Source organism: Streptomyces sp. NPDC058872 (assembly GCF_042743065.1).
In the GTDB taxonomy this organism is placed as follows: domain Bacteria; phylum Actinomycetota; class Actinomycetes; order Streptomycetales; family Streptomycetaceae; genus Streptomyces.
Genome location: NZ_JBHYMK010000056.1, coordinates 1 through 25,823, shown reverse-complemented (window position 1 = coordinate 25,823; position 25,823 = coordinate 1). Strand labels below are relative to the sequence as shown.

Annotated in this window: 24 protein-coding genes and 1 pseudogene; 16 read left to right on the top strand and 9 right to left on the bottom strand. The window is 72.0% G+C overall.

The features are described 5' to 3' along the window. Nucleotides 1–99 precede the first annotated feature (99 nt). On the top strand, nt 100–1,293 hold the full coding sequence (locus tag ACFW22_RS28335; RefSeq protein WP_386409755.1) for an RtcB family protein: 1,194 nt from the start codon (nt 100–102) through the stop codon (nt 1,291–1,293). 114 nt (nt 1,294–1,407) lie between these two features. On the opposite strand, the gene ACFW22_RS28330 is transcribed toward ACFW22_RS28335, so the two are convergent. Further along, nucleotides 1,408–2,172 carry an SDR family NAD(P)-dependent oxidoreductase gene (locus ACFW22_RS28330; protein WP_384876660.1) on the bottom strand — a complete coding sequence of 255 codons (765 nt, stop codon included), beginning with the start codon at nt 2,170–2,172 and terminating at the stop codon, nt 1,408–1,410. A gap of 278 nt (nt 2,173–2,450) precedes the next feature. Between ACFW22_RS28330 and ACFW22_RS28325 the strand changes: the two genes are divergently transcribed. Beyond that, complete coding sequence (locus ACFW22_RS28325) at nt 2,451–2,927, top strand: hypothetical protein (RefSeq protein WP_386409753.1); 477 nt, start codon at nt 2,451–2,453, stop codon at nt 2,925–2,927. A 23-nt stretch (nt 2,928–2,950) separates the two neighbouring features. Here the strand turns inward: ACFW22_RS28325 and ACFW22_RS28320 are convergent, their stop codons facing one another. Continuing rightward, a complete protein-coding gene (locus ACFW22_RS28320) occupies nt 2,951–4,366 on the bottom strand; it encodes an FAD-dependent oxidoreductase (RefSeq protein WP_386409751.1) in 1,416 nt (471 codons plus the stop codon). A 114-nt stretch (nt 4,367–4,480) separates the two neighbouring features. Here ACFW22_RS28320 and ACFW22_RS28315 point away from each other — a divergent pair, with 114 nt between their 5' ends. Further along, the gene (locus ACFW22_RS28315) at nt 4,481–5,041 is read left to right on the top strand and encodes a TetR family transcriptional regulator (protein WP_386409749.1); all 561 of its coding nucleotides are present in this window, start codon (nt 4,481–4,483) and stop codon (nt 5,039–5,041) included. A 267-nt stretch (nt 5,042–5,308) separates the two neighbouring features. Here the strand turns inward: ACFW22_RS28315 and ACFW22_RS28310 are convergent, their stop codons facing one another. Then, nucleotides 5,309–6,046: a Mut7-C RNAse domain-containing protein gene (locus tag ACFW22_RS28310; protein ID WP_386409747.1), complete on the bottom strand. Its 738-nt coding sequence runs from the start codon at nt 6,044–6,046 to the stop codon at nt 5,309–5,311. A 179-nt stretch (nt 6,047–6,225) separates the two neighbouring features. Between ACFW22_RS28310 and ACFW22_RS28305 the strand changes: the two genes are divergently transcribed. Further along, complete coding sequence (locus tag ACFW22_RS28305) at nt 6,226–6,681, top strand: GNAT family N-acetyltransferase (RefSeq protein ID WP_386409745.1); 456 nt, start codon at nt 6,226–6,228, stop codon at nt 6,679–6,681. Between the two features lie 102 nt (nt 6,682–6,783). Here the strand turns inward: ACFW22_RS28305 and ACFW22_RS28300 are convergent, their stop codons facing one another. Beyond that, complete coding sequence (locus tag ACFW22_RS28300) at nt 6,784–7,635, bottom strand: DUF6597 domain-containing transcriptional factor (RefSeq protein WP_386409743.1); 852 nt, start codon at nt 7,633–7,635, stop codon at nt 6,784–6,786. A gap of 169 nt (nt 7,636–7,804) precedes the next feature. Then, the gene (locus tag ACFW22_RS28295) at nt 7,805–8,047 is read right to left on the bottom strand and encodes a hypothetical protein (RefSeq protein WP_386409741.1); all 243 of its coding nucleotides are present in this window, start codon (nt 8,045–8,047) and stop codon (nt 7,805–7,807) included. Nucleotides 8,048–8,308: 261 nt separating this feature from the next. Between ACFW22_RS28295 and ACFW22_RS28290 the strand changes: the two genes are divergently transcribed. Beyond that, nucleotides 8,309–9,145, top strand: coding sequence for an ABC transporter substrate-binding protein (locus ACFW22_RS28290; RefSeq protein WP_386409739.1), 837 nt, complete (start codon nt 8,309–8,311; stop codon nt 9,143–9,145). Nucleotides 9,146–9,236: 91 nt separating this feature from the next. On the opposite strand, the gene ACFW22_RS28285 is transcribed toward ACFW22_RS28290, so the two are convergent. Together ACFW22_RS28285 and ACFW22_RS28280 are read right to left on the bottom strand one after the other, a co-directional pair. After that, nucleotides 9,237–9,632: a MerR family transcriptional regulator gene (locus ACFW22_RS28285; RefSeq protein ID WP_386409801.1), complete on the bottom strand. Its 396-nt coding sequence runs from the start codon at nt 9,630–9,632 to the stop codon at nt 9,237–9,239. Nucleotides 9,633–10,054: 422 nt separating this feature from the next. Next, nucleotides 10,055–10,657, bottom strand: a complete 603-nt coding sequence (locus tag ACFW22_RS28280; RefSeq protein WP_386409737.1) for a hypothetical protein — start codon at nt 10,655–10,657, stop codon at nt 10,055–10,057. 231 nt (nt 10,658–10,888) lie between these two features. Here ACFW22_RS28280 and hemL point away from each other — a divergent pair, with 231 nt between their 5' ends. From hemL to ACFW22_RS28240, 8 genes are all read left to right on the top strand, one after another. Further along, nucleotides 10,889–12,235 carry a glutamate-1-semialdehyde 2,1-aminomutase gene (gene hemL / locus ACFW22_RS28275; protein WP_386409799.1) on the top strand — a complete coding sequence of 449 codons (1,347 nt, stop codon included), beginning with the start codon at nt 10,889–10,891 and terminating at the stop codon, nt 12,233–12,235. Beyond that, complete coding sequence (locus tag ACFW22_RS28270) at nt 12,232–12,936, top strand: histidine phosphatase family protein (protein WP_386409735.1); 705 nt, start codon at nt 12,232–12,234, stop codon at nt 12,934–12,936. Before hemL ends, ACFW22_RS28270 begins: the two co-directional genes overlap by 4 nt. A gap of 210 nt (nt 12,937–13,146) precedes the next feature. Then, nucleotides 13,147–14,427, top strand: coding sequence for a hypothetical protein (locus ACFW22_RS28265; RefSeq protein ID WP_386409797.1), 1,281 nt, complete (start codon nt 13,147–13,149; stop codon nt 14,425–14,427). 77 nt (nt 14,428–14,504) lie between these two features. Next, on the top strand, nt 14,505–15,107 hold the full coding sequence (locus ACFW22_RS28260; protein WP_384876682.1) for a TlpA family protein disulfide reductase: 603 nt from the start codon (nt 14,505–14,507) through the stop codon (nt 15,105–15,107). A 4-nt stretch (nt 15,108–15,111) separates the two neighbouring features. Then, nucleotides 15,112–15,849, top strand: a complete 738-nt coding sequence (locus ACFW22_RS28255; RefSeq protein WP_386409732.1) for a cytochrome c biogenesis CcdA family protein — start codon at nt 15,112–15,114, stop codon at nt 15,847–15,849. Between the two features lie 5 nt (nt 15,850–15,854). Then, complete coding sequence (locus tag ACFW22_RS28250) at nt 15,855–17,612, top strand: cytochrome c biogenesis protein ResB (RefSeq protein WP_386409730.1); 1,758 nt, start codon at nt 15,855–15,857, stop codon at nt 17,610–17,612. Further along, entirely contained in the window at nt 17,609–18,694 is a 1,086-nt protein-coding gene (gene ccsB / locus ACFW22_RS28245) for a c-type cytochrome biogenesis protein CcsB (protein ID WP_386409728.1), read from the top strand. The genes ACFW22_RS28250 and ccsB overlap by 4 nt, the downstream gene beginning before the upstream one ends. Nucleotides 18,695–18,731: 37 nt before the next feature. Further along, entirely contained in the window at nt 18,732–19,313 is a 582-nt protein-coding gene (locus ACFW22_RS28240) for an SRPBCC domain-containing protein (RefSeq protein ID WP_386409726.1), read from the top strand. A gap of 52 nt (nt 19,314–19,365) precedes the next feature. Here ACFW22_RS28240 and ACFW22_RS28235 read toward each other — a convergent pair whose 3' ends face one another. Together ACFW22_RS28235 and ACFW22_RS28230 are read right to left on the bottom strand one after the other, a co-directional pair. After that, the gene (locus ACFW22_RS28235) at nt 19,366–20,901 is read right to left on the bottom strand and encodes an ABC transporter substrate-binding protein (RefSeq protein WP_386409724.1); all 1,536 of its coding nucleotides are present in this window, start codon (nt 20,899–20,901) and stop codon (nt 19,366–19,368) included. Nucleotides 20,902–20,905: 4 nt separating this feature from the next. Further along, entirely contained in the window at nt 20,906–22,969 is a 2,064-nt protein-coding gene (locus ACFW22_RS28230) for a hypothetical protein (protein ID WP_386409722.1), read from the bottom strand. A 346-nt stretch (nt 22,970–23,315) separates the two neighbouring features. On the opposite strand from ACFW22_RS28230, the gene ACFW22_RS28225 reads away from it, so the two are divergent. The 3 genes and pseudogenes from ACFW22_RS28225 to ACFW22_RS28215 form a co-directional block, all read left to right on the top strand. Beyond that, nucleotides 23,316–24,203: a hypothetical protein gene (locus ACFW22_RS28225; RefSeq protein WP_386409720.1), complete on the top strand. Its 888-nt coding sequence runs from the start codon at nt 23,316–23,318 to the stop codon at nt 24,201–24,203. A gap of 49 nt (nt 24,204–24,252) precedes the next feature. Continuing rightward, nucleotides 24,253–25,113, top strand: coding sequence for a hypothetical protein (locus ACFW22_RS28220; RefSeq protein WP_386409718.1), 861 nt, complete (start codon nt 24,253–24,255; stop codon nt 25,111–25,113). 243 nt (nt 25,114–25,356) lie between these two features. Next, nucleotides 25,357–25,823, top strand: a pseudogene (locus ACFW22_RS28215) (VCBS repeat-containing protein); the annotation flags it as partial.

Here is a 25,823-nt window from a genome sequence, read left to right as displayed (position 1 = left end):
CTACCGCACGCGCAGCCGTTGATGCTGGCCCGCCGTCACCTGTACGGGCTTTGGTTCCGGTTTTTGCGTTATTAAACTTATCGGGGGAGTCGAGGGATTATGTCTTACGTCGAGGTTCCTGGCGCGAAAGTGCCTATCCGGATGTGGGCCGATCCCGCCTCCGTGGAGGGCGGCGCCATGCAGCAGCTGCAGAACGTGGCGACGCTGCCGTGGATCAAGGGCCTGGCCGTGATGCCGGACGTGCACTACGGCAAGGGGGCGACGGTCGGTTCGGTGATCGCGATGCGCGACGCGGTCTGTCCGGCGGCGGTCGGTGTGGACATCGGCTGCGGCATGTCGGCGGTCAAGACCTCCCTGACGGCCAACGACCTGCCGGGCGACCTGTCCCGGCTCCGCTCGAAGATCGAGCAGGCGATCCCGGTCGGGCGCGGGCTGCACCGCGAGGCGGTGGACCCGAAGCGGCTGCACCAGTTCCCCTTGGCGGGGTGGGACGCCTTCTGGGCGGGGTTCGACACGGTCGCCGACCCGGTGAAGTTCCGTCGGGAGCGGGCGGGCCAGCAGATGGGAACGCTCGGCGGCGGCAACCACTATGTGGAGGTCTGCTTCGACGAGGCGGGCGCCATCTGGCTGATCCTGCACTCCGGCTCCCGCAACATCGGCAAGGAACTGGCCGAGCACCACATCGGGGTGGCCCAGAAGCTGCCCCACAACCAGGGCCTGGTCGACCGGGACCTGGCGGTGTTCGTCTCGGACACGCCCCAGATGGCGGACTACCGGAACGATCTGTACTGGGCGCAGGAGTACGCGAAGTACAACCGCGCGATCATGATGGCGCTGCTGAAGGAAGTGATCCGCAGGGAGTTCCGGAAGGCCAAGGTGACCTTCGAGACCGAGATCTCCTGCCACCACAACTACGTGGCGGAGGAGCGGTACGAGGGCATGGACCTGCTGGTCACGCGGAAGGGGGCGATCCGTGCCGGGCGCGGCGAGTTCGGGATCATTCCCGGTTCGATGGGCACCAGCTCGTACATCGTGAAGGGCCTGGGCAACGAGAAGGCCTTCAACTCCGCTTCGCACGGCGCGGGGCGGAGGATGAGCCGGAGCGCGGCGAAGCGCCGCTTCACGGTGCGGGACCTGGAGGAACAGACGCGCGGCGTCGAGTGCCGCAAGGACTCCGGCGTGGTGGACGAGATCCCGGGCGCCTACAAGCCGATCGAGCAGGTGATGGAGCAGCAGCAGGACCTGGTCGAGGTGGTCGCCAAGCTGAAGCAGTTCATCTGTGTGAAGGGCTGAGGACCCGCAAGCGCGCGGCGCACGGACCTCGTCGAACGGCCCCCGGCACCTGTCGGGGGCCGTTCGACGTCCGTGTCGCCGTGTCGCGTGGGCGGCCGGGGCCCGGCGGGGCGATCAGAGCTCCCGGTGGACCTTCGTGTTGGAGGCCTGGGCGCGGGGGCGGACGACGAGCAGGTCGATGTTGACGTGCGGGGGACGGGTGCAGGCCCAGGTGATGGTGTCGGCCACGTCGTCGGCGGTGAGGGGTTCGGCGACGCCGGCGTAGACCTTGGCCGCCTTGTCGGCGTCGCCGCGGAAGCGGGTGGTGGCGAACTCGTCGGTCTTGACCATGCCGGGGGCGATCTCGATGACGCGGACCGGGGTGCCGACGATTTCCAGGCGGAGGGTCTCGGCGAGGACGCGGGCGCCGTTCTTGGCGGCGACGTAGCCGGCGCCGCCTTCGTAGGTGGAGTGGCCGGCGGTGGAGGAGAGGACGACCACCGTGCCGTCGCCGCTGGCGGTGAGGGCCGGCAGCAGGGCCTGGGTCATGTGGAGGGTGCCGAGGACGTTGACCTCGTACATCCGGCGCCAGTCCTCGGGGTCGCCGGTGGCGACGGGGTCGGCGCCGAGGGCGCCGCCGGCGTTGTTGACGAGGACGGCGAGGGTACGGAAGGCGGTGGCGAACTCGTCGACGGCGGCGCGATCGGTGACGTCGAGGGCGTAGGCGGTGGCCTGGTGTCCGGCTTCGTTGATTTCGGCGGCGAGGTCTTCGATGCGGTCCTTGCGGCGGGCGGTGAGGACCACTCGGTAGCCGGCGGCGGCCAACTGTCGTGCGGTTGCGGCCCCGATGCCGCTGCTCGCTCCGGTGACGACGGCGATGGGGGTGCCGGGGCCGGTCATGAGGTGCTCCTCGCGCAGGTGGTCGATGACGTCGATCGCCCGGTCAGGATAGGGCGGCGGGGGAGTCGGCGGTCTCGCGGGGCGGGTGTGGTCGGGGTCGTTCCGACGGGGCGGGTGGGGGTCCGATGGCGCCCCGGGGGTCGGGGCGGTGGTCGTCCGCGGCCCTGCCCCGGGAGGGGGAACGGGGTGGCGGAGCGGACGGTCGGCAGGGAGCGGGCAGGGACACGCGGGCTGATGAATCATCAGAATATCTAATGATTCATGGTTACTTTGGGCACATGCGTGGATTGAGAAAGGCTGTGCTCGGGGCCGCCCTGGTGATCGCGGTGCTGATGGGAGCGGGCGGAAGTGCCGGTGCCGTGGGTCCGGAGGGCGAGGCGGACCTGTCCCACCACGGACACGTCTCCCTCTGGGACGGGAGGGTCAGGGTCTGGTTGGTCAGCCAGAACCACGGGCCCTCCGACCTCCACCAGGCGACGGTCCGGCTCGCCTTCTCCGAGCAGATGGCGGGCGGTCAGGAACTGCCACCGGCCTGTTTGTGGAGCAGTGACCGGGTGGTGTCCTGTCGGACGGGCGAGCTCCGGGCCACCGGGGGAACCGGCGAGCTGGACCTCGATCTGTGGACCGCGGGCTTCCCGGACGAGATGACGGTCGAGGTCACGACGGCCTGGCGGGACGGGGTCGCGGACCGGAACCCGGGGAACGATCGCCATCGGGTCCTGGTGCTCGCGACCGGTGATCCCTACGTCTTCTGAGTCCCGGGGCGGCCGTGCCCCGATCAGCGGCTCGCCCAGTGGACGTACCCGTCGGGGCGGACCAGGAGGGAGGCGCGCTTCGCCGGGTCCGTCCAGGTGGCCCGCACGAGGTGCTTCGGGGTGACGGGGGCGCTTGGGGGCAGGGCCGGGGCGGCCCCCTGAGGGGCGACGAGGACGAACTCGCCCCGGCGGAGGAGCTCGTAGAGCCGGCCCTCGCGCAGGTGGACGTCGGGGGCGCGGCGACCCGAGGGGCGGTCGGCACCGGGTGCGGGGGCGTAGGAGATGCCGATGCCGCTGATCATGCCCGCGGCCCGGCCCGAAGCGGGCGGAACCGCGTCGACGAGACGGGTGACGAGGGAGCGGGCGGCCCGGGTGAGCCGGGTGTGGGCCATCGCGAGGCGCACGATCGCGCCGCTGCTGCGGAGCACCATGGCGCCGACGGGGTGGCGCTCCGATTGGTAGCTGTCGAGGAGCGCCTCGGGGTCGGGGGCCTCGCCGCGGAGCGCGGCGGTGAGCTTCCAGGAGAGGTTGGCGGCGTCCTGGAGGCCGGTGTTCATGCCCTGGCCGCCGGCGGGGGAGTGCACGTGGGCGGCGTCTCCGGCGAGGAAGACGCGGCCCACGCGGTAGGTCGGGGCCTGGCGCTCGTCGCTGTGGAAGCGGGAGATCCAGCGGGCGTCGTGCATGCCGTAATCGGTGCCGAGGGCCTGGCGGGTGATCTCGCGGACTTCGTCGAGGTCGACGGGGTCGCCGTCGGAGGCCTGGTGGGTGCGGTTCCAGCCCATCACCCGGTACCAGCCGTCGCCGAAGGGGGCGATGAAGGCGAAGGAGTCCCCGGAGCCGCTGACGGTCAGGGCCTTGGCGGGTTCCCGGGCCAGGCGGACGTCCGCCAGGACGATGGAACGGATCACCGAGCGGCCGGGGAAGGGCAGGCCGAGGGCGGTGCGGACGAAGCTGTGGACGCCGTCCGCGCCGACCAGGTAGCGGGCGCGGAGGGTCAGCGGGGTGCCGTCGGGCTCGGTGAGTTCGGTGGTGACGGCGTCGCCGTCCTGGCGCAGCGCGTGCAGCTCCGTGTCGTACCGGAACGTCACGCCCGCGTCGATCGCCCGGCGCTCCAGCAGGCGTTCGACCTCGTACTGCGGGGTGACGAGCAACTGGTTGAAGCGGCTGGGCAGCCGGGTCAGGTCCAGGGCCAGGTGGTCGAAGAGGGTGGCCTTGGTGAGCGTGGTGCCGGTGGTGACGAGCTCGTCGGCGAGGCCGCGGGCGTCGAGCTGCTCCAGGGTCCGGGCGTGGACGCCGAAGGCGCGGGTCATGTTGCCGAGGCCGTGCGGCCGGCGCTCGACGAGGGTGACGTCGATGCCACCGGCGGCGAGGTCGCCGGCGAGCAGGAGGCCGGTGGGGCCCGCGCCGATGACGAGTACGTCGGTGTCCGTGGTGCTCATGGCTTCCTCCAGGGTGCCCACGATCGTTTGCCAACGGTTGTTGGTCAACGCTTGTTGGCAACGTTAGGGCGCCCCTGATGGGCTGTCAACGGGTGTGGGCCTACAGTTGTTGGTATGACGACCGTCCGCCGCTCCGACGCCACTCGGGCCGCCATCCTGGAGGCCGCCCGCGAGCGCTTCGCCTCCGACGGGTACGAGCGCGCCACCATCAGGGCCATCGCCCGCGACGCCGACATCGATCCGTCGATGGTGATGCGCTACTACGGCAACAAGGAGGGGTTGTTCGCCGCAGCCTCCGAGGTCGACATCGACCTCCCCGAGCTGTCCGCGCTGCCCGCCCGGCACGTCGGGGCCGTCCTGGTCGCCCACTTCCTGGAGCGCTGGGAACGGGACGAGGTCCTCACCGCGATGCTGCGGGTGGGCGTGACCAACGAGGCCGGGGCCGCCCGGATGCAGGCGATCTTCGCCGAACAGCTCGGTCCGATCGCCCGGGGCGTCTGCCCCGATCCGGCGCAGGCCCCGCGCCGTGCCGCGCTCGCCGCGTCCCAGGTGCTCGGCATGGCGCTCGCCCGCTACGTGCTGCGCCTGCCGCCGGCCGTCGAGATGTCCGCGGACGAGATCGTGGCCTGGCTGGGACCCACCGTGCAGCGCTACCTGGTCGACGAGGCGCCCTGACCGGTGGGCACGCGGCGGCGTGCTCCGCGGTTCCCGTGGCTGCCGTGCGACGGGACGCGATCCCCCGCGCGACGCCCCGCCCCTCCGCACAGCGGACCGACCGGCTGTGCGGGGGTTCCCCCGTTCGACGGCGGCCGGGGCGGGTCGAGGAAGCGGCTCCGTCCGCCCGGAGGGCGCCGCGGGTCGGGAGGAACCGGCGGGACGCGTCCTACGACCTGTCGTCGAACTCCCGTCGTCGTGGGGCAGACGGGAGTTCGACGACAGGTCCTAGCGGGCCGCCGCCCCGCCGAACTCCCGCACCGCCTCGGAGACGATCGCCTCCAGACGGGCGTGGTGGGCGCCGCGCCAGTAGACCCGACCGCACTCCACGCACTGCGCGAACACGTCGTAGGTCTTCTCGGTGCCCTGCTCCAACCGTTCGCGCACCGCGTCCTTGTCGGCCTCGCCCAGCTCCCCGTTGCACGCCGTGCAGCGGGTCCACGGCGCGAGCGGCGGTGCGAACCTTTCCAGCACGTCGCGGAGCTGGTCTTCGGGCCGGTCGCTGTAGACGTAGGCGCCCGCCCACAGTTCGCGCCGGCGCAGCAGGCCGCGGTCCCGGGAGAGCATCACGCGCCGCTCGCTCGCGGAGAGCGCGGCGAGGGCGGGGTCGCCGATGTCCTCGCTCTCGTACGCCGCGTCCACGCCGAGCAGCCGCAGCCGCCGGGCCAGGGTGCCGAGGTGCACGTCGAGCAGGAACCGGAGCGGTGCGCCCGGCACCGGCTGCGGACGGGCGACCTCCTCGACCTCGACGGTCTCGCCCGCGCCGGGGACGTGCGAGGCGTCGACGGGCCGACCGTCGACCAGGAGCCGTCCGGCCTCGGTGAGCGGCACGCCCAGCGACTCCACGACGTGGCCCAGGGACGAGGCGCCGTCGGTCGTCAGGGAGGTGCGGCCCGAGCGCCGCTCCGCCGAGACGAAGACGTGCAGGCCGGGGGCGAAGCTGATCTGGATCTCCGGTCCGTTCACGGGGAACAGGATGGCACCGGCCTCCGGTGGGTGGCCAGGGAATTCGGACGTGCGGCCGGCTGGCGACGGGTGCGTCGGCGCGCCCCGCCCGGGAGGCTCGGGGCGAGTGTCGCGTCGGGGCGGAGGGGACCCTCCCGGCCCCGGCACCTCCGGGGCGGCCGGGGCGGTAGTGTCCCGACATGAAGATCATCGATCTTGAGCGGGGGGACCCGCGGCTGGAGGGCGATCTCCTGCCGGTCCTCCGTGAGCTCCGCCCCCATCTGACGCCCGGGCTCTTCCGCGAGGTCTACGAGGCCGGACACCCCCAGGGCCTGCGGTTCACCGCCGCCTACGCGGACGACGGCCGCTGCGTCGGCGCCGCCGGCTGGCGGATCGTCGTGAACACCAGCTCCTTGCGCCAGCTCTACGTCGACGACCTGGTCACGGCCTCCGCCGACCGCTCCGATGGCGTCGGGCACGCGCTCCTCGCCCATCTGGAGGGCCGTGCCCGTGCGGCCGGCTGCCACGAGCTCAACCTGGACTCCGGTACCCAACGCACCCGGGCCCACCGCTTCTACCTGCGCGAGCGCTTCGACATCGTGGCCTTCCACTTCGCCCGGTCGCTTGCGCCCCAGGACGGCCCCGGACCCGAGTAGCACCGCCGGTCGCCACGGCGTGACGGGCGCCCCGGCGGAGGGGACGCGGTCCGGGCCGTGGTCCCGCCCGTGCCGTGGGGGCGTCCGTTCCCGTACGGCGGTTCAGCGCACCGACAGCCCCCGGGCGTAGGCGGTCGGCGACGTTCCGATCGTCGTCGTGAAGTCCCTCACCAGATGGGCCTGGTCGCTGTAGCCCAGCTCGGCGGCGAGTGCGGCCCAGTCGGGGGCGTCCGTGGTCCCGGCGCGTTCCAGGGCCTCGTGGATCCGGTAGCGCAGGACCACCCACTTCGGGCCGACGCCGACGTGGCCGGCGAACAGCCGCTGGAGCGAGCGGGCCGACAGGCCGCTCGCGGAGGCCAGCCGGGACACCGTGCGGACCGTCCGGTCCGTGCGGACGAGGTCGACCAGTTCCATGGCCAGGGCGGCGGCCGGATCGGCGGCCGGGCCGTGGGCCAGCAGGAAGGCGTCGAGCGCCGCCACCCGTGCGCGGTCGTCCTCGGGGGAGAGCACGGCGCTCAGGGAAGACGGGTCCCCGGCCGCGGGGAACGCCTCGACCAGCGGTACCCGGCGGCCCGTCCAGGCCGACACCGGCCACCCGGGGGCGAAGGGGCGGAAGCCGCCGGGACGGAACTGCACCCCGCAGACCCGGCCCACCTCCGTCAACTCCTGGGTGAACAACCCGAGCCCGACCCCCGACACCTCGGCCGAGGAGCGGGCCGCCGCGGGGGCGGCGAGCGGTCCGTACCGCTGGAAGACGACGTTCACCGAAGGGTGCGGAACCACCTGGCTCGCGTACGGCTCCGGCAGCTCCCAGTCGATCAGCCAGTAGTGCTCCAGATAGGGCCGCAGCTCCGGCGCCGGGGCGTGGCGGCGGAAGCGCACCCGGGAGAACAGCTCGGCGGGGTCGACGATGCCCCGGGTGTCCCGGCGCGGGTGGGGCGCGGAGGCGGACATGGTCCGCATGCTAGGCCGTGCCGCGGACAGTTCCTCCCGGTCCGCGACGTCCGGTCCGCGACGTCCGGTCCGCGACGTCCGGTCCGCGACGCCCGGTCCGCGACGCCCGGCCGGCACGCCCGCTGCCCCCTCGGAGCCGCCCGGGGCGCGGGTGCCCCGGCCGCCCCGGTCAGCGCAGGCGGCCCGCCGTCCCCGGGGCGAGCCGGGAGACGACCTGGCCGAAGGCGTGCTCCTCCGCCGGCGTCAGCTCCACCGACTCCTGCGGGTGCCAGACGCGCGCCAGGGGGGCGCTCGCCCGCTCGCGGCGGGCGCGGGCGCGCAGGCTCCAGGTCAGCCACGTCACCGTGGAGACGGCGAGCAGCCCGAAGAGGGTGATCACACGGGGATCCGAGAACGGGCCTGGCACGGACATGGCTCACTCCAGGGCGCGAAGGCCACCCGTACCCGGCGCGCCCCGACAGGTGGCGTGCGTGCACGGAGGCATCGAAGGTTCCTAGTGCTTCCTCCCGACTTGTTCAGTTAACACCACACTGGAGGGCTTTCGGCAGGGGGCAAAACGGGAGCAAGGCCCCGACCGGTGGGCCGCCGCCCGGGGAGGGCCCTCTTGTGCGGGCCGGTGAACCGCTCCAGGGTGACGGGCGAGGGAGATTCCGGCCGGGGAGGGAGCAGGCGGATGTCCGACACGCAGGCGTGGGGGTTCACGGACGACAGGGGTGCGGAGCTGGGGGCGGCCCGGGTGCCGCAACGGGTGGTGGCGTACGCGCGGGCCGGCGCGGCGCTGTTCGACCTGGGGGTGACCCCGGTCGCGGTGTACGGCTCCGGGCACGACGGGGCGGCGCTCGACCCGGCCAAGGCGGGCGGTCTCGGGGCGGCCGGGGTGCCGTACCTCGGGCCGGGCCGGTCCCTGGACGAAGCGGTGCTGGAGGAGCTGCGCCCGGAGGTCATCGTCGACGTGACCTACGACGGCAAGAGCCCCTATGCGCTCGACGAGGCGGTCGCCGGGCGGCTCGGGGTCCCGCTCGTGGTGCTCTCCGTCGGCGACGAGCCCGCCCTGCCGGCGGTCCTCGGCCGGTTCGCCGCCCTGGGCAGGAGCCTGGGCGCCGAACCGGCGGGGGGCGTCCCGGACGCGGAGCTCGACGCCGCCGAGGCCGCCCTGAGGGGCGTCGCCGCCCGGTCGGGGCTCACGGTGCTGGCGCTCTCCGGGGCGGGGCCCGAGCAGGTGCACCTGGCCCGCCCGGAGGCATGGCCGGAGCTGGCCCGCCTCGTCGGGCTCGGCGTCCGCCTGCTCGACCCCGGCCCGGGGCCCGGGGCCAACTGGCTCACCGCGGACCGGTCCGTGGCCACCGGGCTCCGCCCCGACCTGGTCCTCTTCGACGCCCGGGAGCACGCCACCCCGCCGTGCGGGTTCCCGGCCGGGGTGCGCCTCGTCCCGTGGAGCCCGGAGATCCCGCCCAGCGCCGTCGCGTGCGCCCGCTTCTTCCGCGTGTTGACGGAGGCGCTGGCGACTTAGGGGCTCCCGGACACCTTGCTCCGGCCCTCCGGTCACCCGGTCCCCCGGTCGACCTCCGGGCCTCCGGCGGGCCGCTAGGAAGTGCGGGCCCCTAGGGAGTGCCGAGCGGGACGCGGAGGGAGTCGGCGAACTCCTCCGCGCGGGCGAGTTGGGCCCGCAGTTCGGCGACCCGCTCCGCCGCGGCCCCTTCGTAGCGGCGGATGCGGGCCACGAGCGCGGCCCGCTCGTCCGGTTCGAGTGCGGAGTCGGTGCCCGGTCGGTCGGCGGAGAGCCGGTCCAGGGCCGTGAGGAGTTCGCGGGTCTCGTCGAGGGTGAAGCCCAGCGGCTTCATCCGACGGACCACCATCAGCCGGGAGACGTCCGCGTCGGTGTAGAGGGGGAAACCGCCCGGCGAGGCCGCGGACGGGACGACCAGGCCGCAGTCCTCGTACTGGCGGATGGTCCGCAGGGACAGTTCGGTCCGTGCGGCGACCTCGCCGATCTGCATGGGCCGGCCGGTCGTGCGTACTGCACTCACGCGTCTGGTCCTTCCTCGAGCGGGGGTTCCCGGGGCGTACGGGCTCCCTTCGGGCGCGGCTTCCGCGCATTACATACCATTCGTCCTAACTTCATCACTTATGAGGGCGAGAAGCGTGGCGAAACGCCTGCTCACGGGTGGCCGGTTGGACGGCTTCGGGAGCACGGAGGCCCGGCGGACCGCCCCGGCGCGCCTGCCCGGCGGTCCGCACCGGTGGGCGGTGTCGGGGGAGCCCGCCGGCACCGTCGGCCGCGCCCGGTGCCCCGGACCGTCGTGCGGGCGGTCGGCACGACGTCCCCGGTCGGTGCCCGCCGCCCTCCCGGAACCCGCCTCCGGCCGCGCCGGCGGAGGCGCACGGGGGATGGGGCGTCAGCGGTGCGCCGGGCGGGCGCTCACGGCCACACCAGGCAGTACGGCTGGTGTCCCGCCTCGTGGAGGCGGACCGAGAAGTCCTGCCACTCGTGGAGCAGCTGGTACACGTCGAAGGCATCGCGCGGTCCGCCGCGGTCCGGCACCGTCGACCAGATGAAGGCGGCGGCGCCGACCGATTCCTCGCCGATGCCGCGCAGCGGATCGACCACGGTCATCGGCAGCTTCACCACCGCGTAGTCGGGGTGCAGCACCACGAGTTCCAGCGGCGGCACCTTGTGGAGCGGCATGCCCTGGATGCCGGTCAGGACCATGGCGGCTATGGTCTCGGGCTTGATCTTGGTGAACATGCCGCCCATGCCGAGCTCGTCCCCGCCGAGCTCTTCGGGGCGCATCGAGATCGGGACCTGGGCCGCCGTCGCGCTGTTGGGCGCGCCGAAGTACTTGTACGTCACCCCCAAGCTCCGGCCTCCGGTCGCAGGGGCCGGTTCCGCGGCGGGTTCGGTCGTCGGCCGGCGCTCGGGCGCGGGGGTCTCTTCCCCCCGCCGGCGCCGGTGCCTCCCCCGCCGGGCAGACTCCGGACCCAGGTCGCCCGTCCCCTCGCCCGGTCCGCCACCGCGATGCATATCTCCACCCGACTGCTTTTTCTCGGCAACACGAACGCGCCGCGCAACCCGATCATCGTGTCAGTGACCTCCCCCGCGTTCGTACGGTGAAACACCTGTCCGCAAGAACGCCGTGGCCTCTGACACCATGGATTCCGTGAGTCATCCCTATGACGCCCCAGTTTCGCAGACGCGGAGGGCGAACGCCCCGGCGTAATACAGAGGATGTCCACCACCGTCCCTCCGTTCCCGATGTCGTGCCCGAAGTCGTTCTCGCAGGTCAGGATCACAGTGCCGTATTCATACGAAGCCCCAGTCTCACAGACGCTTTTCGACCGCGCTTCCCTCGTGACGCCCGGCGGCGTGAACTCACCGGTGCGTGCCTTCCGGGCCGTGGGCGGAACGCCCCGGTTCATGGTGTCCGGTACCGGTCCGTACCTCACGGATGCGGACGGTCGTGAGTACGTCGACCTCGTTTGCTCGTGGGGACCGATGATCCTCGGCCACGCGCACCCCGAGGTCACCTCCGCCGTGCAGGCCGCGGTGGCCCGCGGGACCTCCTTCGGCACGCCCGGGGAGGGCGAGGTCGCGCTCGCCGAGGAGATCGTCGCGCGGATCGAGCCGGTCGAGCAGGTGCGCCTGGTCTCCTCCGGCACGGAGGCCACGATGTCCGCGATCCGGCTCGCCCGCGGCTTCACCGGGCGCGCCAAGGTCGTCAAGTTCGCGGGCTGCTACCACGGTCACGTGGACGCGCTGCTCGCCGCGGCCGGTTCCGGCGTCGCCACCTTCGGCCTTCCCGACACGCCCGGCGTGACGGGCGCCCAGGCCGGGGACACCATCGTGCTGCCGTACAACGACCTGGAGGCCGTGCACGAGGCCTTCCACCGGTACCCGGGCGAGATCGCCTGCGTGATCACCGAGGCCTCCCCGGGCAACATGGGCGTCGTCCCGCCGCTGCCCGGCTTCAACCAGGGGCTGAAGGACGCCTGCGCGAAGAACGGCGCGCTCTACATCTCCGACGAGGTGATGACCGGTTTCCGCACCTCGCGGGCCGGCTGGTACGGCGTCGACGGGGTGAAGCCCGACCTGATGACCTTCGGCAAGGTGATGGGCGGCGGCTTCCCGGCGGCTGCCTTCGGCGGGCGTGCGGACGTCATGGGCCACCTGGCACCGGTCGGGCCGGTCTACCAGGCGGGCACCCTCTCCGGGAATCCGGTCGCGACCGCCGCCGGCCTCGCCCAGCTGCGGCTGCTCGACCAGGCCGCGTACGACACGGTGGACGCGGTCTCCACGGAGATCCAGGGCCTGGTCACGGACGCGCTGACCAAGGAGGGCGTGGCGCACCGCCTGCAGACCGCCTCCAACATGTTCTCGGTGTTCTTCACCGCGACCGAGGTGCGGAACTACGAGGACGCGAAGAAGCAGGAGGCCTTCCGCTTCAACGCCTTCTTCCACTCGATGCTGGCCGACGGCGTGTACCTGCCGCCGTCCGCCTTCGAGTCCTGGTTCGTGTCGACCGCGCACGACGCGCGGGCGATCGAGCGGATCGCCGCCGCCCTGCCGGCCGCCGCCCGTGCCGCCGCGGAGGCCTCGGCATGAGCGACGCGACCGAGTTCCCGAAGGGCGACCAGGACATCACCGTCGTCCATCTGATGCGGCACGGCGAGGTCCACAACCCCGACGGGGTGCTGTACGGCCGGCGGCCCGGCTACCACCTCTCCGAGCTCGGCCGGCAGATGGCGGACCGGGTCGCCGAGCACCTGGCCGACCGGGACGTCACGCACGTCGTCGCCTCTCCGTTGGAGCGGGCGCAGGAGACGGCGGCGCCGATCGCGAAGACCCACGGGCTGGACCTGGCCACTGACGGGCGGCTCATCGAGGCGGCGAACGTCTTCGAGGGCAAGACCTTCGGCGTCGGTGACGGGGCCCTGCGCAAGCCGGGCAACTGGAAGCACCTCACCAACCCGTTCCGGCCGTCCTGGGGCGAGCCGTACGTGGAGCAGGTCGTCCGCATGATGGGCGCGCTCGACGCGGCGAAGGACGCGGCGCGGGGGCACGAGGCGGTCTGCGTCAGCCACCAGTTGCCGATCTGGATCGTGCGCAGCTTCGTGGAGAAGCGGCGGCTCTGGCACGACCCCCGGCGGCGGCAGTGCACGCTGGCCTCGCTGACCTCGTTCACCTACCGCGGCGACGAGATCGTCTCGGTCGGGTACAGCGAGCCGGCCCGGGACCTCGTTCCGGCGCACCTCCTCGCCGGTGCGAAGCCGGTCAAGGGGAAGTCCAAGGCCTTCGGGGCGTAGCCCTTCCACGGGTGCGCGGCCCCTCTGGACGGGGCGGCGCCGAAGGGGCACAGTCAGGGCGATCGGATGGTGATGTTCATGTCATCCGGTCGCCCTGAAATTTTTATGTGATTTTCGGGAACCTCCGTGTTCCTCCCGGCATCTCACTCATTGTCGGTTTGGATGACGTTTCGGTCATACGTCAGCGCGAATGGGGATGTCATGCGCGGGATCAGCGGGATCAGTCGAAGGGGGCTGCTCGGGGCGGGCGTTGGGGCCGCTGCGGCCGTGGGCCTCGCTGCGTGCAGTGGCAACGAACGGGACAAATCGGGACGTTCGGGGCCTGGCAAGGGGGGAGACGTCTCGACCGACCCGAGCGCACCCGCCCCGACCGAGAACGACGTCCGCCCCATCGGTGACGGTTCCACCGCCGACACCGGCAAGCAGCCGCACCAGCCCGACACCCCGGTCCCGCTCGAACCCGGCCAGACCCCGCCCCAGTTCGTGATCTTCTCCTGGGACGGCGCCGGCGAGGTCGGCAACGGCCTCTTCCCCCGCTTCCTCGAACTCGCCAAGAACCACGACGCCGCGATGACCTTCTTCCTCTCCGGGATCTACCTCCTCCCCGAGTCGAAGAAGGACCTCTACCGCCCGCCGAACAACCGGGTCGGCGCCTCCGACATCGGTTACCTCACCGACGCGCACATCAAGGACACCCTGAAGTACGTCCGGCAGGCCTGGCTCGAAGGCCACGAGATCGGCACCCACTTCAACGGGCACTTCTGCGGCGGCTCCGGCTCCGTCGGCAACTGGACCCCGGCCCAGTGGCAGAGCGAGATCGACCAGGCGGTGAAGTTCGTCACCGAGTGGAAGACCAACAGCGGCTGGACCGACCTCGACCCGCTGCCCTTCGACTACTCCAAGGAACTCGTCGGCGGTCGCACCCCCTGCCTCCTCGGCCAGGACAACCTGCTCCCCACCGCCAAGCGCCTCGGCTGGCGCTACGACGCCAGCTCGCCCGGCGGGCGACAGACCTGGCCGGTGAAGCGCCGGGGCATCTGGGACCTGCCGCTGCAGGCCGTGCCCTTCCCCGGGCACTCCTTCGAGGTCCTCTCGATGGACTACAACATGCTCGCCAACCAGTCGAAGAACACCACCAAGGGCATGCCCTCGCGCTATCCGGGCTGGCGCCGACAGGCGACCGACGCGTACCTCGCCGGTTTCCACCGCGCCTACGAGTCGAACCGGGCCCCCTTCTTCGTCGGCAACCACTTCGAGCAGTGGAACGGCGGCATCTACATGGACGCCGTCGAAGAAGCGCTCAAGGAAATGGCCGGAAAGAAGGAGGTCCGGCTCGTCTCCTTCAAGCAGTTCGTGGATTGGCTCGACGTCCAGGACCCGCTGATCCTCGAAAAGCTGCGCACCCTGGGGGTCGGCCAGAAGCCGGACGGCGGATGGAACGCCTTCCTCAGGCCCGCCGCTCCGGGCACCCCTTCCACCCCGACCGCTTAGCCGATCTTGACAAGGGGCTTTACGGGCACGTAGGGGGGTGCCCAAGATCCCCCAAACGCCCATGCGAAACTTTTCACATGAGCCCTAGCCGCGCCCCTCGACGCACCCTGATCGCCGTCGGAGTGCTGACCGCCGCCCTCGCGCTCTCCGCCTGCGGCGGCAACAACGGCACCTCCGGCGGTGGCGGCAGCACCAACTTCGTCACCAACACCGGCGGCATCTCCACCGCTCCCCAGGGCAAGCGCGCGGCCACCGGGAAGCTCGCCGGCGAAACCCTGGACGGCAAGCAGCTCGACGTCGCCGACCTCAAGGGCAAGGTCGTCGTCCTCAACGCCTGGGGCTCCTGGTGCAGCCCCTGCCGGGCCGAGGCCCCCCACTTCGCGAAGGTGGCCGAGGACCTCAAGGGCCAGGGCGTCGAGTTCGTCGGCATCAACACCCGCGACGCCAACAAGCAGCCCGCGATCGCCTTCGAAGAGGACTACGGCATCCCGTACCCGAGCCTCTACGACCCGCAGGGCAAGCTGATCCTCTTCGGCTTCCCCAAGGGCACCCTCAGCCTCCAGGGCATCCCCTCCACCGTCGTGCTGGACAAGGAGGGGAAGATCGCCGCCCGTTCCCTCATGGCGCTCAACGAGGAGAAGCTCCGGTCGATGATCGAGCCCCTCCTCAAGGAGAAGTGAGCCCGTGAACGAGACGGTCACCAGCGGTGCCCTGCTGCTCGCCGTACCCCTCGCGGTCCTCGGCGGCCTGGTCTCCTTCTTCTCGCCGTGCGTGCTCCCGCTCGTCCCCGGCTACCTCTCGTACGTGACCGGGGTCACCGGCACCGACCTCGCCGAGAGCCGGCGCGGCCGGATGACCGCGGGTGCCGTCCTCTTCGTGCTCGGCTTCACCGCGGTGTTCGTCTCCGGCGGTGCGCTCTTCGGCTACTTCGGCTCGACCCTCCAGGAGTACCGCGGGACGCTCACCACCGTGCTGGGCGTGCTCATGGTCCTCATGGGCGTCTTCTTCCTCGGTCTGATGCCCTGGTTCACCCAGCGCGAGTTCCGCTTCCACAAGAAGCCCGCCGCCGGACTGATCGGCGCCCCGCTGCTCGGCGCGCTCTTCGGCATCGGCTGGACCCCCTGCATCGGCCCGACCCTCGCCTCGGTCAACGCGCTCGCCCTGGAGCAGGCCAGCGCCGGGCGCGGAGCGATACTCGCCCTCGCCTACTGCCTCGGCCTCGGTGTGCCCTTCGTGCTCGCCGCCATCGCCTTCCGCAAGGCGCTCGGCGCGTTCGGGTGGGTCAAGAAGCACTACGTGTGGGTCATGCGGATCGGCGGCGGCATGATGATCGTCACCGGTGTCCTGCTCCTCACGGGCGTGTGGGACAGCATGGTCTCCACGATGCAGAGCTGGTCCAGCGGTTTCACGGTGGGGATCTGAGTTCCATGAGCAAGACCGATACGACGGAGCAGCAGGAGAACCTCGGCGAGGCCGGGGCCCAGCTCTCCACCGCACCCGCCGAAGACCGCGGCGAGACCGTCCTCGGCGGCCCCACCCTCGGGGTGGTCGGCTGGATCCGCTGGTTCTGGCGGCAGCTGACCTCCATGCGGGTCGCGCTGATCCTGCTCTTCCTGCTCTCCCTGGGTGCCGTCCCCGGCTCCCTCATTCCGCAGAACAGCGCGGACGAGCTGAAGGTGCAGGCCTTCAAGGAAGCCCACGAGACCCTCACCCCGCTGTACGAGAAGCTCCAGTTCTTCGACGTCTACAGCTCGGTGTGGTTCTCCGCGATCTACATCCTGCTGTTCGTCTCCCTCATCGGCTGCATCGTGCCGCGCAGCTGGCAGTTCGTCGGACAGCTCCGCAGCCGTCCGCCGGGCGCCCCGCGGCGGCTCGACCGGCTTCCCGCGTACGCCACCTGGCGCACCGGGGCGGAGCCCGAGCAGGTCCGGGCCGCTGCGCTCGCCGTCCTCAAGGGCCGCCGCTTCCGCGCCCACCCGGCGGGGAACGCGGTCGCCGCAGAGAAGGGCTATCTGCGCGAGGCCGGGAACCTGGCCTTCCACGTCGCCCTGATCGTCATGCTGGTCGCCTTCGCCTGGGGCCAGCTCTTCAAGTCCGAGGGCGGCAAGCTGATCGTCGAGGGCGACGGCTTCTCCAACACGCTCACCCAGTACGACGACTTCAAGTCCGGCTCCTTGTTCGGCATCGACGAGCTGGAGCCGTTCAACTTCACGCTCGACTCCTTCACCGGCACCTACGAGGAGGGCGGACCGCAGCGCGGCACCCCGCGCACCTTCGAAGCGGCCGTCACCTACTCCCGGGGCGGTGCGGACGAGAAGGCGGTCATCCGGGTCAACGAGCCGCTCAAGGTGGGCGACTCCAAGGTCTATCTGATCGCCCACGGGTACGCGCCCGTCGTCACGGTCAAGGACGGCCGCGGCAAGACCGTGTTCCACGGTGCCGTGCCGCTGCTCCCGATCGACAACAACATCACGTCGACCGGCGCGATCAAGGTCATGGACGGCTACCGCGACAAGAACGGCAAGAAGGAGCAGCTGGGCTTCCAGGCCTTCTTCGTGCCGACCTTCGCGGGGGCCGGCAAGGGGACGATGTTCTCCCAGTTCCCCGCCCTCGACTTCCCGGTCATGGCGCTCACCGGCTTCCACGGCGACCTCCGCGTGAACTCCGGGCTGCCGCAGAACGTGTACCAGCTCGACAAGTCCAAGATGACCCAGTTCACGGACGCGTCCGGGAGCAAGCTCGCGCAGCGACTGCTGCCCGGCGAGACCATGACGCTGCCCGACGGCGCCGGCTCGATCACCTTCGAGAAGGACGTCAAGGAGTGGGCGAGCTTCCAGGTCTCGCAGCAGCCGGGCAACGGGCTCGCCCTCGCGGGTGCGATCGCCGCGATCGCCGGTCTGACCGGTTCGCTGTTCATCCAGCGGCGCCGGGTCTGGGTCCGGGCCGTGCGCGGTGAGGACGGCGTCACCGTCGTCGAGATGGCCGGGCTCGGCCGGAGCGAGTCCGCCAAGCTCCCCGAAGAGCTCGGCGACCTCGCGGTCGCACTCACCGCGGAGGCGCCGCCCGTCCCGGCGACGCCGGAAGCCGGCCGGGACACCGCTCCGGCCACCGCACCGGAACCCGCGGGCGGACCCGCGGACGAACCCGCAGAAGACCCTGCCCCTTCTGGAGAGGCCGACAAGTGATCCTCGCCGCCACGACCAACGAGAGCCTGGCGCAGACGAGCGACCTGCTCATCTACTCCTCGATGGCCGTCTACACCCTGGCCTTCTTCGCCCACATCGCCGAGTGGGTGTTCGGCAGCCGCAGCAAGGTCGGCCGCACCGCCGCCGCCCTCACGCAGCAGGCGTCCACGGCCCCGGCCGCTTCCGTGGCCGTGCAGGTCAAGCACGCCGGAGGAACGGCCGTCCTCGACAAGCCGAAGGTGGTCACGCGGACCGCGGCCGGCACCCGTGACGTGCCGGACGGCCCCGGCGCCGCCGGCGGCACGGCCCAGGGCGACCTCTACGGCCGCATCGCCGTCTCGCTCACCGTCCTCGCCTTCGCGATCGAGGCGGCCGGCGTGATCAGCCGGGCGCTCTCCGTGCAGCGGGCCCCCTGGGGCAACATGTACGAGTTCTCCACCACCTTCTCCACGGTGGCGGTCGGCGCGTACCTCGGCTTCCTGCTGGCCAAGAAGAACGTCCGGTGGATCGGCCTCCCCCTGGTCACCACCGTCCTGCTCGACCTGGGCATGGCCGTCACCTGGCTGAAGACCCCCAGCGACCAGCTCGTGCCGGCGCTCGACTCGTACTGGCTGTGGATCCACGTCTCCACCGCGATCTTCTGCGGCGCGGTCTTCTACCTGGGCGCGGTCGCCACCCTGCTCTACCTCTTCCGCGACTCGTACGAGAACAAGCTCGCGACCGGCGGGAACCCCGGCTCCTTCGCCCGCTCGGTCCTGGAGCGGCTGCCCGCCGCGGCCACGCTCGACAAGTTCGCCTACCGGGTGAACGCGGCCGTCTTCCCGCTCTGGACCTTCACGATCATCGCCGGCGCGATCTGGGCCGGGGACGCCTGGGGCCGCTACTGGGGCTGGGACGCCAAGGAGGTCTGGTCCTTCATCACCTGGGTCGGCTACGCGGCGTACCTGCACGCGCGGGCCACGGCCGGCTGGAAGGGGCGGAAGGCCGCGTACATCGCGCTCATCGCCTTCGCCTGCTTCCTGTTCAACTACTACGGCGTCAACATCTTCGTGACCAGCAAGCACTCGTACGCGGGCGTCTGAGCTGGCAGCCGCCGTGCCCCGGGGTCACGCTGGAGAGATGAGCGAGATACCCCGGGGCAACAGCCGGACCCACGACGGAGACGTGCACCTCCTGCGGTTCGTGGTGGACCTGCCGCATCCGCCGGCGGTGGTCTGGGCGGCGGTCGCCTCGCCCGAGGGGCTCCCGGGCTGGCTCTGCGAGGCCGATCCGCTGGAACCCCGGCTCGGCGGCCGGGTCACCCTCCGCCGGCTCGCCGCGTCCGACCGTGCGGTTCCGCTCCCCGGAGACACCGAGGTCTCGGGGCGGGTGACCGCCTGGGACCCCGATTACGTGGCCGAGTACACGGTCGCCCCGGCACAGGGCCGCATCCGGTTCCACCTGGAGCCGGGGGCCGGGGCCGGGGCCGGGGCCGCCGCTTCCGGCGGCGGGGCGACCGTGCTGCGCTTCACCAACGAGCTCCGGGGGTCGCAGGAGACCCGCCTGGACGCCCTGGCCGGCTGGCACGAGCACTTCGAACGGCTCGCCGCCGCGCTCGACGGGCACCCCACGGACTGGCGCGACTGGTCCTCCGCACGGTGGCAGCACCTGCGGGACCTCTACGAGCGGGACGAAGCCACCTGGCCCAAGTGGGAGCCGTAGGCGCCGGGCGCCGTCCCCGCCCGCTCCGTGCCCGCAGGAGCGCCACCGGCGGTCACCCCTGCTTCGGCGGCAGGCAGGAGGCGCTCGGCGGCTCGCCCTCCGGCCAGGCGATCCGGACGAAGCGCTGGGAGCCGTCCTGGGCCAGTTCCACGATGGGGACGGCCTTGTTGTACGGGTTGCCGTAGTTGTCCAGACAGATCCACCCGCTGGCGCCCTGCACCCGCAGCGAGCCCTTGACCTGGGGCCACTGGGTGACCACGTCCGCGAGCGCGGGGTACAGGGAGCCCCGCGGGGTGGCCTGGCGGATCGCGTGGACGGCCATCGCCATCGCGTCGTACGCGATGATCGCCTGCCCGTCCGCGAGCGGTACCGGCTCCTGCGACGTGCGCGCGAGGTCGTCCAGGAAGGTCGTGTAGGCGACCACGGAACCGCCCGTCGTGGGGACCTCCCGCCCCGGCCCGGGGCGCCAGGCGTCCGGATGGGCGAGCGCCGCGTACCGCACGGTCAGCCGGGCCTTCAGCGCCTTCCGGTTGAGCAGCTCGTCCGACCCCAGGTAGGACCCCTCGTCGCCGGTCAGGACGGTGAAGGAGCGGTCGATGCAGCCGCGGGCCCCGAGGGCGTTGATGAACTGGCGCAGCTGGGTGTGGCGGCCGGCGAAGAAGACGGTCTCGGCGCGGGTGTCGCAGATCAGATGGGTGATCTGCTGGAAGGTGTTGGCGGTGGTGCCCTCCTGGGTGGGGTCGGCGGGCGAGGTGAAGAGCTGGGCTTCGTGGGGGGCTCCTTCGAGGGAGGCGGCGAAGGCGGCCTTGAGGGTGTCCGTGTAGTGGTCACCGCTGCGGGTGTCCTGGACGAGGAGCGCCTTGGCGGGGTCCACCCTGCCGAACTTCGCGAGTGCCCTGGCCTCGTCGGTGTTGGTGGGGGAGACCCGGGCCAGGCCCGGGTAGGGGTTCCCCGTGCTCGGGCCGTTGGCGATGTCGTCGGCGGTGATCGTGGTGCCGACGACGGCGATGCCCGCCCCGGTGAGGGCGGTCACCGCCTTGCGGATCTCGGTGGAGGAGGTGCCGACGCCGGAGACGGCCCGCAGCCGGTCCGGAGCACCGGTCATGGTCGCGAGCTGTCGGGTGGTGGTCTCCCAGTGGGCGTTGCCCTTGCCGCTGTTGGCGAGCACCAGGCGGATCTTCGGGGTTTCGCTGTTGGAGTCGTGGTTGGCCCGGTACTGGTAGGCGTGGGCGCCCTGGAGTTCGTGCAGCACCTTGACCCGGGTGCCGCCGTCGACGGCGGTCAGCGGCAGGAGGACGGCGACGGTGGTGTACTCGCCGGGCTTGAGGGCGGCGTTCTCGCGGCCGATGGAGCCGGCGACCCCGGCGAGGCCGGGGACGCCGAAGTCATAGCCGTCGCCGTTCACGCCGATGCACTCCTCGGTGCCGGCGGGGCGTGCGACCCCGGTCGCGCAGGAACGGTCCTCCGGTTCGGTCAGCTCGGAGATCCCGTACCAGCCCAGACCCGCGACGAGGGCCGTGACGGCGATCCAGGTGGAGAGCTTCTGGCGGGGCGTCCAGTAGAGGCGGCGGCGCAGCCGTTCGAGCATGGCGTCAGACTCCGTCCTCGCTGCCCGGCGGAAGCGACGGCCTCCGCCAGGAGCGGATGTCGCGCGGCCAGTGGGTGGCCGCGTCCCACAGCGGACCGCTGCCCGTCAGATGACGGCCGGAGAGCCGGCGCAGCTCGTGCGCCAGCCGGTCGACCACCTCCTCCTCGGGCAGCGCCAGCGGATCGGTGAGCAGCCATACGGCGTGCAGCAGGCGCCGTACGGACAGGTGGAGCTCGGTGCCTTCGGTGTCGAGTCCGTCCGGCGGCGGGGCGCCCGGGTCCTGCCCGAGGGCGACCGCCCGGCGCGGATCGGGCCCGGCCCGGTGCCTCTCCCGCGGATGGGGGGCCGCTGCGACGAACCGCAGCCGGCCGAGCCAACCCAGGACGTCGGGCTCGGGGAAGGTGCGGCGTAGTTGGGTGACGGCGGGCTCGGTCCGCCCCAGGGCCAGGTCGTGATGGAGCCGGTACGGGCCGGGCTCGGGCCCGTAGTGTCGGTGCAGGGTCTCGTGGACGGCGCGCCAGGCCGCGTAGCGCGGCGCGTCGTCGTCCTCGAAGCGCAGCCGGTGCAGCAACAGGGTGCGGAGCAGGGGGTCCGCGACGAAGTGGTCCGGGCCCTCGGGCCAGTTCTCCTCCCGCAGCCGGTCGCGGACGCGCAGGGCGACGTCCCCGTCCAGCGACTCGCCCTGGAGGCGGGCACGGGCGAGCGCCCTGGCCGACTCCTCGTCGTGGGTGGCCGCGAGCACGGCGTACGGGCCCGGCCGGGACACGGGCAGGAGCGCGGAGAGGAGGGAGTGCGCGACGGGCACCGGCGGGGAGTCCTCGCGCAGCTCCACCGTCAGGTCGAGGAGGGCGCCGGGGGTGAGGGCGGCGCGGGCCGCCTCCGGGGCCTCGCCGGCGGCCCGGGCGAGGAGCGCCACGCCGAGCGGACGGCCGTCGGCCAGCCGGTGGACGGCGCGGGCCAGTTCGGCGGGGGTGCGGCCGGCCGGGTCGTGGTGGTCGAAGACGGAGCGGGCCTGGGCGGCGGAGAGGGGGGTCAGCTCGACGGCGAGGATGCCGGATCCGATGTGCGTCCCGCGCGGGCAGGGCGCCCGGTGCGCCGTCTCCGGAAGCCGGGTGCGGGTGGCGTGTCGCATCGCCAGGTACGCCAGGTCCCGGGAGCTGGCGAGGACCACGATCCGGTCGCGGCGGCCTTCGGAGCGGGCCCGCAGGATCGGCTCGACGAGCTGTCTGCCGAGCCGCTCGTGGGCGTTGTCGAGCAGGAGCAGCGGGCGGCCGATGCGGGCGCCGCGCTGACGGAGGCCGGTGTAGGCGCGCACGAGGTCTTCGGTGAGCGCGCCGACGAGGTAGGACTCGGCTTCCCGGCGGCGCTCACCGCCCTGCTCGAAGTCGATCGCGAGTTGCTGGAGCCCCGCCTTGCCGCGTCCGCCCGCGTTGCGGTAGCCGCCGTACCAGCTCTCGGAGGTGCGTTGGACGCGGCCGAAGACCTCTTCCAGGACGGTCTCCACGGTGGCCTCGGCAAGCAGTCCGGCGAGCGGGACGGTGGCCTCGGCGAAGGTGGCGGCGAGCTTGGTCAGGACCTTGCCGACCCAGTTGGTGGCGGCGCCCTTGGTCGCGTCGACGGTCGCCAGCAGTGGCCCGAGCCGCTGGAGGTCGTGCCGGGCCCGCTCGTCGTCCTCCCGGGACCAGCCGAGCGAGGCGACGGCGACCAGCCCCAGCGACAGCCGGGGGAACCGCACGGCACGGACGACGGTGCCCTTCGGCGACAGTTGTACGGCGAGTTCGGCGAGCGCGCCGGTGACCGGGGTCCAGCCGGGGCCGTGGTCGGCGGGCGCCACGACGTCCGCACAGTCGAGGAAGGCGAGGGGGGTGAACCCCCGGTAGCGGTTGCGGACCTCCTTGAGCAGGGCGGTCTTCCCCATGCCGCGCCCGCCGGTGAAGACGGTGACCGGGGGGTCGTCCCCGTGCTCGTAGGCGACGCGGGCCCCGCCCCGCCCGGCCAGTCCGATCAGTCGCGCGGCGAGTCCGCCGTCGCGCAGGACCGGCTCGCGCCCGTACAGCTCCCTTTCCACGCGGAACCCCCCGATTCCCCCCAGATGCGCCCCGTCACATCGTCAAGTCCAGGATATATACCGGGGGTTGGTATGCCTTAACCCTTTCGCTTTTCCTCAAGGCCGCGGGTGGCGAGCTGTGTTGGGGTGAGTGGAGCCCTCGGGTGAGGGGGCGCGGGGACGGAAGGGGTCATGGCCCGTTGGGGCCAGCGGGAACCCCTTCCGGGGGTGCTCGGGGCCCAGCAGGATGGTGATCACCGCCGGGGAGACCGGGCGGGGCGAACGGGGGCCGGGAGGCCGTCCGTCGCACGTCAGTCGATCCGCCCGGTTCGCCTGATCCGCGTACCCATCCGACCGGAGTTGTGTCATGTCTATGTCAAGGAAGCGTCGTTCCCGTAGCGCCGTCCTCGCCGGCACGGGCCTTCTTGCGGCCCTCGCCGTCTACGGGGTGGCTCAGCAGGCCAGCGCCTCCGACAGCGACACCGACGACGTGGCCGCCGCGCCGGCTGCAGCCCCGGTGGCCCCGGGCACCCCGGCGGCCCCGAGCGCCTCGACGGTCCCGGGCACCCCGGCGCCCCCGTCGTCGGCGCTCCCGTCGAAGGCGCCGACCCCCTCCGTCACGACCCCCACCCGCACCACCGCCCCGACCCGGGACGCCGGAGCAACGGGTGGGCCCACCGCCGCTCCCACCGGCGCGCCCGCCCCGCCCGCTCCGCTCAAGCCGGTCGAGCTGCCCGACAGCGACCGTCAGCAGTGGAAGCCGATGGGAGAGGTCAAGTCCCTCCCGCTCAGCGGCGACTTCCAGCTCAACGAGTGCGTCACCGTCCCGCAGGCCACCGCCTGGCACCAGCAGGGCTTCCTCGGCACGACGCGCGACGTCATCGCCGTCCAGGACACCCTCACCTTCCCCGACGAGGCGACGGCCCTCGCCGCGTACCGCATGACCACCGGTGCGATGAAGGACTGCCAGGCGACCAGTCGGAAGCTGCAGGCGGACAACCAACTCCCCCAGGACGCCACCGTCCGGCAGACCGCGACCGTCGAGGACGGCACCGCCTGGCAGCGCCGCTGGACCGGCGTGCAGGGCCTGTCCTCCCCCGGTGACCAGGCGAACCACGTCTACGTGGTGCGACGGGGCGACGTCCTCGCGCTCCTCCACTACGACGAGGTGGCCTCCGCGTCCGCCGCCCCGTCCTACGACTTCCGAGGGGACACCGCGGTCCTGCGGACCCTCGGCACACAGCTCGGCAAGTGATCCCGAGCGGATCAACCCCTTCTCTCCACCCACCTCACAGGAGACAGCCATGTCCGTGAAGCGTTCCGTCCTCCGTGCCGCCGCCGCCCTCGCCCTCGCCGGTGTCGCCGGCACCGCTGCCCTCGCGGCCCCCGCGCAGGCCGTCGCCCCCACCACCGCCACCGCCCTCGCGGCCACCACGGTCTCTTCGTCGACGGTCGGCGGTTCCATCACCCGCAACGAGATCATCGAGCGCGCCAAGTACTGGTTGGGCAAGAACCTCACCTACAACCAGGGCGGTTCGTACCCCGACTCGGACGGCAAGTCCTACCGCACGGACTGTTCCGGTTACGTGTCGATGGCCTGGCACCTGGGCTCCAGCCTCAACACCGTCGGCATCGCCAACAGCTCGGACACGTACGAGATCTCGCGCAGCCAGCTCAAGGCGGGCGACGTCCTCAACAGCTACTACGACCACGTCATCCTCTTCGACAAGTGGGACGACGCCGCCAAGACCAAGTTCTCCTACTACAGCTTCGGGTCGACCCCGGTGAAGCACATCACCGGCATGTCCATCAACGCGTCGACCATCGACGGCCACCCCAACGGCGACTACAAGGCCCTCCGCTACAAGAAGGCCGTCGACGGCACCACCGACGGCGGTGACGTTCCGGTGGCGGCGAACTGGGACGGTGGGGCGGCCGACAACGTGGGCATCTGGCGTCCGTCGACGGGTGAGTTCCACCTGCGCTTCGACGACGGCAGCCTCCACAAGGTCAGTTGGGGCACCCAGGGCGACATTCCGGTCTCGGCGAACTGGGACGGCGGAACCCCGGACAACGTGGGCATCTGGCGTCCGTCGACGGGTGAGTTCCACCTGCGCTTCGACGACGGCAGCCTCCACAAGCTGTACTGGGGCGAGGCGCGCTGACCCCGGCGGGGGGAGCGCGGCAGAAGGAGCCGGAGCGGGACGGGAGTCGTCTTCCGCTCCGCTCCCCGGCGGGGCGGTGCCCCCCGCGCTTCCTGCACCACCACGGGGTGGCCTCCGCGTCCGCCGCCCCGTCCTACGACTTCCGAGGGGACACCGCGGTCCTGCGGACCCTCGGCACACAGCTCGGCAAGTGATCCCGAGCGGATCAACCCCTTCTCTCCACCCACCTCACAGGAGACAGCCATGTCCGTGAAGCGTTCCGTCCTCCGTGCCGCCGCCGCCCTCGCCGTCGCCGGTGTCGCCGGCACCGCCATGATCGCCACCCCGGCCCAGGCCGCCGCGCCGGCCATGACCACGACCCTGGCCGCGGCCACGACTTCCTCCACGGTCGGCGGTTCCATCACCCGCAACGAGATCATCGAGCGCGCCAAGTACTGGTTGGGCAAGAACCTCACCTACAACCAGGGCGGTTCGTACCCCGACTCGGACGGCAAGTCCTACCGCACGGACTGTTCCGGTTACGTGTCGATGGCCTGGCACCTGGGCTCCAGCCTCAACACCGTCGGCATCGCCAACAGCTCGGACACGTACGAGATCTCGCGCAGCCAGCTCAAGGCGGGCGACGTCCTCAACAGCTACTACGACCACGTCATCCTCTTCGACAAGTGGGACGACGCCGCCAAGACCAAGTTCTCCTACTACAGCTTCGG